Raw genomic sequence first — 7,443 nt, 5'->3', positions numbered from 1 at the left:
CCCCGATCCCGCAAACCACGCCGCCGCCACCCATCGCCGCACCCGCCATGCTGACCCGGCCGGTCCAGGCCGCAGCACCCGCTGCACCCAGCCCGGCGGCCGGCGGCCGGCCGGCAATCTCCGCCGCCTCCGCCGCGGCACCGCCCGCCCGGCGCGGCGCCGCCGACGGGCTCGACGCCAACACCCCGCCCGGCACCAGCCGCAGCTACGCCGCAAAGGTCAGGTCCTGGCTCTACGCGCACAAGACCTATCCCCGCCGCGCCCGCATGCGCCGCGAGGAAGGCATCGTCCGCGTCCGCTTCGTCATCGACCGCGCGGGCGTGCTGCTCGAAGGGATGATCCTCAAGGGATCGGGCAATGGCGCGCTCGACGAGGAAGCCGGCGCCATGATGCGCCGCGCCTCCCCCTATCCCAGGGCCCCCGCCGACGTGCCCGGCGACAAGATCGAATTCATCGCCCCGATCGAATTTGTCCTGCCGGTGTGATCGGTGGGCGTGTACCGTCTTTCTCCTCTCCATCAAAGATGGGGAGGGGGACCGCGCGACGCAGTCGCGTGGTGGAGGGGAGATACGATGCTGCCGCCGCGCAGGCCTCTCAAATAGCCCTTACTGAGTGATTTCCTGCAGATTCTGCGTAGAGCCAAGCATCGCAATTCCCCTCCACCACCACGGCTTGCGCCGGGGCGGTCCCCCTCCCCACGCTACGCGCAGGGAGGAGAGGCCTGGTTGCCGGGCCATGGATCCAACACCAGCTCGGACAGTTACGCCCGCAGGAGGCCCATCGATGATCCGCACCACCCTGCCCCTCGCCTGCGCAACCCTCGCCGTCCTGTTCGCGACGCCCGCCTCCGCGCAAAGCGCCGGCGCCTTCATGGCCAACCCGGCGTTCCGCGATCCGCCGCCGCGCCAGTGCGATTCCACGGTCGACATGCAGCATTGCGCCGCGCACGACCTGCGCGTCGCCGATGCGCAGATGAGCGCGCGCTACAAGGCGCGCCGCGCGAAGCTCAAACCCGCCGCGCGGCAAAGCCTGCTCGACGAACAACGACTGTGGCTCCGGAACCGCGACCGCAACTGCCTTGCGAAGGGCGATCGCTATCGCGGCGGATCGATGGCGGCGGTGGTGGTCGCCCGATGCTGGGTCGACGTCACCCGGGCGCGCAGCAAACAATTGCGATGACGCCCGCCTGACGCATAAAAATTTGCCCCGGCGGTGGGGCGCCGGGGCAAGATATGCCCGGCCGTGGGGGCGCCGGGCAGGATTGTCGGCGAGTTCAACCGGCCAGACGCGGATCGGTTCCGCCCAAATTTCATCCATTTTGGAGATACAAGGCGCCGAAGCCCGTTGCCGCCCGGGATTTTCGCGAAAGCTGAGAAGCCCAGCTTCTCCTTCGCGCTTTCGCGTCTTCTCGACTTCGCTCGAAACAGGCTTCGTGCGCCGTGCGGATTCGCCGGCTGCACCGAACTCATCGGGTTCACGCGAAAGCGCGAAGACGCGAAGGAGAAGATGCCCCTCCGCGTCTCCGCACGCGCCATCATTCGGTCCGCCGGCGGCTCATTTCAGCTGCATCGTACCCGGCAATTCGCCCTTCATCGCCGCCGCCGTCTTCTCGGCGCCTTCCATCGCGCGCAGCACATTGCCGCCCGCCACCTTGGCGACGTCCGCGTCCTTCCAGCCGCGACGCAGCAATTCGGCCATCAGCGCGGGATAGGTGGTCGCGTTCTGCAACCCTTCGGGCAGCTCGTTGCCGGTGCCGTCGAAATCCGAACCCAGGCCGACATGGTCGACGCCCGCCACCTTGGCGATATGGTCGATATGGTCGGCGACGTCGCTCAGCGTCACCTTGGGGCGCGGGTTCTTGCGATCCCATTCGTCCATCGCGGCCTTGGCCTTTTCGGGCTGGCCGATGAACAGGCCGCCGAACGGCGGCATGTTCAGCCGCGCACGCTCGGCGCCGCGATCGGCGTCCCAGCGGCGATAGGCGTCGGTCACATAGGCGGGCGCATAATTCACCATCACCACGCCGCCATTCTGCGCGACCAGCTTCAGCGTCTCGTCGGATACGTTGCGCGGATGATCGTCGAGCGCGCGGGCGCCCGAATGCGAATAGATGACGGGCGCCTTCGAAATTCGCAGCGCATCCTGCATCGTCTCTTCGCTGACATGGCTCAGGTCGACCAGCATGCCCAGGCGGTTGAGCTCGTGCACCACCGCTTCGCCGAACGGCGTCAGCCCGCCATGCTTGGGATTGTCGGTCGCGGAATCCGCCCATTCGATCGTCCGCGAATGGGTGAGCGTCAGATAACCGGCGCCCAGTTCCGCATAGGTGCGCAGGATCGAAAGATCGCCGTTGATCTGGCCGCCGCCCTCGACGCCCAGCATCGACGCGATCCGGCCGGATGCATGGATGCGGCGGACGTCGGCTGCGGTGCGCGCCAGTGCGAAGTCGTTGGGGTAACGCGCGACGATATTCTTGACGAGGTCGATCTGCTGCAGCGTTTCCTGAACCTGTTCCAGCCCGGGCAGGTTGGCCGAGACGTAGACCGACCAGAACTGGCCGCCGACCATGCCCTTGCGCAGCATCGCGATGTCGGTGTTGTAGGGGACGGGTTTCTTGTCCCAGCCCTCGCGCAGGTCGAGCGTCCAGCGCGCATCGCCCTCGCGTTCGCGCATCGTCTCGGGCCAGTCATTATGGCCGTCGATCAGCGGCGTCTTTTTCAGGATCGCCGCGACGCGCGCGCTGTAATCGGTGGAGGGTGCGCCATTGCCGAGAAGCAGCAGCGCGAGCGGTGCGAGGAGCCATGCTTTTTTCATGGCACGCTCCATAAGACGCGGCATCCCATAGTGGCAATCGCGCGCGCGGCCTTGGGAAAAAATAAGCCGCATTTCGACACCGCTCGATGCCATCGGTCATCTTGCTGTCGAGACAGGATCTGGACGTTTTCGCGGTGAAGCCTCTCCTCCCCGCGCTTCAGCGTGGGGAGGGGAACCGCGCGACAGAGTCGCGTGGTGGAGGGGAAATGCGATGGATCATGCTTCGCGCAGCTGCCGGGAATCCCGCGAGAATCCTGCTCGAAAGTCACGCACGGCGACTGCATCCCATTTCCCCTCCACCGCCAGCCTCTGGCTGGCGGGTGCCGGCTCGCGCTCCAAATGAAATCCCGGACGGCAATGCGCCTTCGCCGGAATAATGCGAAGTCTGCCGGCCACCCGGCTCCCCCCGCTCCGGCGCCGAAAGCCGCGGCCTGGGTATCTCGCGGATCAGGCCCGGCCGGGGCTCGGGCTCCGAACGGATCGCGATGGCCGCCGCAATGGCGATCAGGACGGCCGCGACCAGCAGGATCAGCAGCGCAGTCCGCCACGCCGCCCACGGTCCCGGCTTGGTATCCGCATCCCACACCGGCCGGCCCGCATTGCCCTGCGCGGCGAAGGCGGCGGTTCGCCGTCCCGATGCCTCCATGGCATCCGCCGCCTCGGCCAGCGGGCCGGAGGGAAGCGGCGCAATCCCGCCGGGCTCGCGCGTGATGGCGTAGCGATCCTGCGCCAGATCGAGTTCGATCGTCAGATCGCCACTGAAATGATAGCGCCGGAAATCGAGCGCGACACGGCGATTGCCCGGCCAGGATATGCCGGCGTCCCAATCAGTGCCCCACAGATCGAGTATCACCCGGCCGCTGGCGATATCGATGACGCGCGGCGTGTTCACCCAATGCGAATTGCCCCATTCCACCGCGGCGATGTCGATCCGGATCGTGCCGTCGGGTGAGATATGGCGATGGTTCGGGTCGGGCGACCGATCGGCCGACGATCCGCGCATTTCGACCGGATCGCCTTTCGGCACGTAAAACCCCCAGACGCCATTGGAGAGTTCGCTCACCGCGAAGCGCGCGACCGAAGCCCCCTCCTCGATCTCGTACACCGTGAATTGGTGCATCTGCTGCGGATGGGCCGGATGGCACAGGCTGAGCGGCGGCGTGTCGACCCTCCGCCATTCATGCGTCCACACATCGAGCCCGCCGATCGCCAGGCCATCGTCCGAAAAACCGATATGCGCTTCGCGCCACGCAGTCGCGTCGGACGATGCGTTGACGGCGGGGACGGCGAAGGCGATCGGCGGCGACGCGGCAACCGGTTCGGGTGCCGACCCGGCTGCCGGCGTCGCTGCTCCGCGAAACAGTCGCCTCAGCCCAAGCCCGATCGCAAAGCCCATCGCACAGGCGATCGCCCAGGGAAGCACGAAGATCGCGCTGATCAGCGAAAAGCCGAGCAGCGCATTGGCGAAACCATGCTCGACGCCGGTCCGCGTCATCGCTTCCCAGCCGAGCACGCCGATATAGGCAATGACCGGGGAAACCACCCAGCCGAACATGGCCCGGCCCATCCACCGGCGCGGCACCACTGCCACCAATATCGCCGGAACCATGACGGCGGCGGCCGCCATCAGCCCGAACCCGGTCATTGCCGCGATACCGTCATACCATGCGCCCCCTGCCCCGATCGCGATGATGTGCACGCTCGCCCTGGCGCTGTCATCGGAATTCCCGTCCCCGAACGCCCGGCGAAATCGCGACACACTTGTCACTCCCACCCGTCGCGCCGCCCGCCCTACACCCCCGATCGGTTCTGCAACCGCCGGAAACGGCACATGATGGAGAGACCGCATATGACGCGCTCCGCGCACTGGCTCGGCCTCGCCGCCGCGCCGACATTCGCACTCATGGCATGGGTCGCGGCGGCCGATGCGCCGCGGATACCGATCTGTTCCTCAACGTCGGGCGTTCTGCCGGTCGATGCCATGGCCTGGATGTATCTGCTGATGAGCCTTTTCCACCTCCCGCCTGGCTGAAGCGCGCATCCCGTCGCGGCCCGGCTCCCCAACCCCAACCGACCCATTGAAGGAGACCGACCATGTCCCACCCCATCGTTTCGCGCGAAGACTGGCTCACCGCGCGCAAGGCGCTTCTCGCCCGTGAGCGTGCCATCACCCATGATCTCGACGCGCTGCGCGCCGAACGCCGGCAAATGCCATGGGTCAGGATCGACAAGCCCTATGTCTTCGAAGGGCCGGCAGGCGAAACCACGCTCGCCGACCTGTTCGGTGAACGCAGCCAGCTCGCAATCTATCATTTCATGCTGACGCCGGGATCCGATCATATCTGCCCGGGCTGTTCGTTCACCGTCGATCATGTCGATGCGGCGCGCCAGCATTTCGAACATGCCGATCTCGCCTTCGCCGCGATCTCGCACGCGCCGCTTCAGCGCATCGAGGATGTCCGGAAACGGATGGGCTGGCGCTTTGCCTGGCTGTCCTCCGCCGACAGCGATTTCAACTTCGATTTCGGCGTGTCGTTCACGGCGGAGGATCGCGCCGCCGGCCGCGCGATCTACAATTACGGCACCGTGATCCACAACAGTCCGGACATGTTCGGCGTCAGCATCTTCGTGAAGGGCGAGGATGGCGACATCTTCCACAGCTACTCCACCTATCATCGCGGCACGGAACTGCTGATGGGCGCGTTCAACTGGCTCGACCTGACCCCGAAGGGCCGCAACGAAACCGGTGGTACGATGAGCTGGGTGCGGCTGCACGACCGCTATTGATGCGGCGCGGCATAGCGAAGACAAAAGAGGGGCGACCTGGATTGGCCGCCCCTCAATGCCGCAAGCTCCTTACGTCTCCGTAAGCCCCACAGTCGCGCCGGCGGTTTCCCGGGCTCAGCGCGTGGCCTGCAGCAACAGGCTATTTTTCCTTCGCCGAATCCGCGACCGATTCCGCGGCTTGGCTGACTTCCTTCGCGGCACCGGTCACCGCATTCGTTTCCCGCTTCTCGTTGAAGACGAGAAAATAGGCGGCGGCCGCGATGATCGCGACGGCAATAAATGCCAGCAACACGACAACACCACCGCCACGCCGCTCGACTTCGACTTCACGTATCTCGACCATGTCACTCTCCCATCATGATCGGCTTCAATCCTTGCGATAAGATTAAGGTTCCATGGTTAAGTATTTGAATTTCAGACATATATCCAAGGATATACGTCAATATGACCATGGTTGGGATCATGGCGATCGCGCTACCGCACGTTTCGGCCGATTGACTCACCTATAACTCGCTGGTTATCGATCGAATCGATAGCCAGCGAGTTATGCGTTCCTATGCTTCAGGCCCACGATATGCTGTTCAAGACGCTCGGCGATCCGACGCGGCGCGCCATTTTCGAACAGCTGTGCCGCGACGGCGAACAGACGGTCGGTGCGCTGACCGCCCGCGCCGGCGTCTCGCAACCCGCGGTCTCCAAGCATCTCGGCGTGCTCAAGCAGGCCGGGCTGGTGCTCGACCGCCATCAGGGCCGCCAGACGCATTACAGCGCCCAGCTCGGCGCCCTGACCCCGTTGATCGACTGGACCAGCCGGATGACCGGATTCTGGGAAAGCCGCTTCGACGGTCTTGAAGACCTGCTGCAGAGAATGGATCAATGACCGAAACATCGACCGAAACGCGCTCGATCGTCGTCGAGCGGGAGCTTGGCCATCCGCCGGAGAAGATCTGGCGCGCACTCACTTTGCCCCATCTGATCGAGGAATGGCTGATGAAGACCAGCTTCGAACCGGTGCTGGGCCATCGTTTCGATTTCCGCGCGGACTGGGGCTCGGTCGATTGCGAGCTGCTGACGCTCGAGCCGCACAGGACATTGTCCTACACATGGGGCGATCACGATCTGAAAAGCATCGTCACCTGGACGCTCACGCCCATCGACACGGGCACCCGGCTGCGCATGGAACAGACCGGCTTCCGCCCCGATCAGCCGCTTTATTATCACGGCGCCAAGGGCGGCTGGCCGCGCTTCCTGAACGCGCTCGAACAGCTTCTGGCACGCATCGACTGACGTCGAGCGCCGCAGTCCCTTTTTGAGAGGAGGCCCGAATGAACTGGAACAACTGGATCCGGCGGATCCACCGCTGGCTGTCCATCGTCTTTACGCTGACCGTCATCCTCAACTTCGCCATGATGACGCAGGGACAGCCGCCGCTCTGGGTCACGCTCTCGCCGCTGCCCCCGCTCTTCCTGCTCCTGGCGACCGGCCTGTATCTGTTCGCCTTGCCCTATGCCGCCAAATGGCGCGGGCGGCGGTCAGGGGCGATGGAGCAAGGGTGATGGCCAGGAAGGAACCCCTCCTGCTGTCGGGCGGCACTCCCCAGATCGCAAAGGGCGACGGCGACGGGGACCTGCTGGCGAACTGGATCCGCCAGGCAGCGAAACGGCCCGCTGGATTCCGTAGGGCCCAACTTTGTCATTCCCGCGAACGCGGGAATCCAGCTTTTCCGTGAAGTATCCGAAAGAAGAAGAAGCTGGATTCCCGCATGCGCGCACTGGTGTCCGGGATTTCAATCGGAGCGCGAGACAGCAAGAACTCTCCTCCCTACGCGTAGCGTGGGGAGGG

The 7,443-nt window shown here is 65.2% G+C and carries 10 protein-coding genes; 7 read left to right on the top strand and 3 right to left on the bottom strand.

Translation table 11 applies throughout. From position 1 onward, the window contains the following. Together AC3WN8_RS30040 and AC3WN8_RS30035 are read left to right on the top strand one after the other, a co-directional pair. Positions 1-485, top strand: a 485-nt coding sequence (locus AC3WN8_RS30040) for an energy transducer TonB (RefSeq protein ID WP_492673209.1), incomplete at its 5' end; no start/stop codon positions are given. Between the two features lie 298 nt (positions 486-783). Beyond that, positions 784-1,179: a lysozyme inhibitor LprI family protein gene (locus AC3WN8_RS30035; RefSeq protein ID WP_492673208.1), complete on the top strand. Its 396-nt coding sequence runs from the start codon at positions 784-786 to the stop codon at positions 1,177-1,179. Positions 1,180-1,554: 375 nt separating this feature from the next. On the opposite strand, the gene AC3WN8_RS30030 is transcribed toward AC3WN8_RS30035, so the two are convergent. Both AC3WN8_RS30030 and AC3WN8_RS30025 read right to left on the bottom strand, forming a co-directional pair. Next, entirely contained in the window at positions 1,555-2,814 is a 1,260-nt protein-coding gene (locus AC3WN8_RS30030; protein WP_492673207.1) for a dipeptidase, read from the bottom strand. 265 nt (positions 2,815-3,079) lie between these two features. Continuing rightward, on the bottom strand, positions 3,080-4,573 hold the full coding sequence (locus tag AC3WN8_RS30025) for a hypothetical protein (RefSeq protein WP_492673206.1): 1,494 nt from the start codon (positions 4,571-4,573) through the stop codon (positions 3,080-3,082). 90 nt (positions 4,574-4,663) lie between these two features. Here AC3WN8_RS30025 and AC3WN8_RS30020 point away from each other — a divergent pair, with 90 nt between their 5' ends. Both AC3WN8_RS30020 and AC3WN8_RS30015 read left to right on the top strand, forming a co-directional pair. After that, positions 4,664-4,846 carry a hypothetical protein gene (locus AC3WN8_RS30020; RefSeq protein WP_492673205.1) on the top strand — a complete coding sequence of 61 codons (183 nt, stop codon included), beginning with the start codon at positions 4,664-4,666 and terminating at the stop codon, positions 4,844-4,846. A 62-nt stretch (positions 4,847-4,908) separates the two neighbouring features. Further along, positions 4,909-5,601 carry a DUF899 domain-containing protein gene (locus AC3WN8_RS30015; protein ID WP_492673204.1) on the top strand — a complete coding sequence of 231 codons (693 nt, stop codon included), beginning with the start codon at positions 4,909-4,911 and terminating at the stop codon, positions 5,599-5,601. Positions 5,602-5,740: 139 nt separating this feature from the next. Here AC3WN8_RS30015 and AC3WN8_RS30010 read toward each other — a convergent pair whose 3' ends face one another. Beyond that, complete coding sequence (locus tag AC3WN8_RS30010; protein WP_492673203.1) at positions 5,741-5,944, bottom strand: hypothetical protein; 204 nt, start codon at positions 5,942-5,944, stop codon at positions 5,741-5,743. 231 nt (positions 5,945-6,175) lie between these two features. On the opposite strand from AC3WN8_RS30010, the gene AC3WN8_RS30005 reads away from it, so the two are divergent. Genes AC3WN8_RS30005 through AC3WN8_RS29995 form a run of 3 tightly spaced genes read left to right on the top strand, consistent with a single transcriptional unit; the run spans position 6,176 to position 7,157 of the window. Continuing rightward, complete coding sequence (locus AC3WN8_RS30005; RefSeq protein WP_492673202.1) at positions 6,176-6,481, top strand: ArsR/SmtB family transcription factor; 306 nt, start codon at positions 6,176-6,178, stop codon at positions 6,479-6,481. Next, entirely contained in the window at positions 6,478-6,888 is a 411-nt protein-coding gene (locus AC3WN8_RS30000) for an SRPBCC family protein (protein WP_492673201.1), read from the top strand. Before AC3WN8_RS30005 ends, AC3WN8_RS30000 begins: the two co-directional genes overlap by 4 nt. Before the next feature lie 38 nt (positions 6,889-6,926). Then, positions 6,927-7,157 carry a hypothetical protein gene (locus tag AC3WN8_RS29995; RefSeq protein ID WP_492673200.1) on the top strand — a complete coding sequence of 77 codons (231 nt, stop codon included), beginning with the start codon at positions 6,927-6,929 and terminating at the stop codon, positions 7,155-7,157. The last annotated feature ends 286 nt before the right edge of the window (positions 7,158-7,443 follow it).

The sequence above is a fragment of the Sphingobium sp. FW305-3-2-15-F-TSA7 genome, from assembly GCF_058787155.1.
Note: the sequence above shows the minus strand (reverse complement) of the source record. Positions and strands in the feature narration are given on the sequence as shown.

Bases quoted from the DNA above. Each gene is read 5' to 3' on its own strand.
- AC3WN8_RS30005 (WP_492673202.1), top strand. From the start codon at position 6,176: ATGCTGTTCAAGACGCTCGGCGATCCGACGCGGCGCGCCATTTTCGAA.
- AC3WN8_RS29995 (WP_492673200.1), top strand. From the start codon at position 6,927: ATGAACTGGAACAACTGGATCCGGCGGATCCACCGCTGGCTGTCCATC.
- AC3WN8_RS30010 (WP_492673203.1), bottom strand. From the start codon at position 5,944: ATGGTCGAGATACGTGAAGTCGAAGTCGAGCGGCGTGGCGGTGGTGTT.
- AC3WN8_RS30030 (WP_492673207.1), bottom strand. From the start codon at position 2,814: ATGAAAAAAGCATGGCTCCTCGCACCGCTCGCGCTGCTGCTTCTCGGC.
- AC3WN8_RS30015 (WP_492673204.1), top strand. From the start codon at position 4,909: ATGTCCCACCCCATCGTTTCGCGCGAAGACTGGCTCACCGCGCGCAAG.
- AC3WN8_RS30035 (WP_492673208.1), top strand. From the start codon at position 784: ATGATCCGCACCACCCTGCCCCTCGCCTGCGCAACCCTCGCCGTCCTG.
- AC3WN8_RS30020 (WP_492673205.1), top strand. From the start codon at position 4,664: ATGACGCGCTCCGCGCACTGGCTCGGCCTCGCCGCCGCGCCGACATTC.
- AC3WN8_RS30000 (WP_492673201.1), top strand. From the start codon at position 6,478: ATGACCGAAACATCGACCGAAACGCGCTCGATCGTCGTCGAGCGGGAG.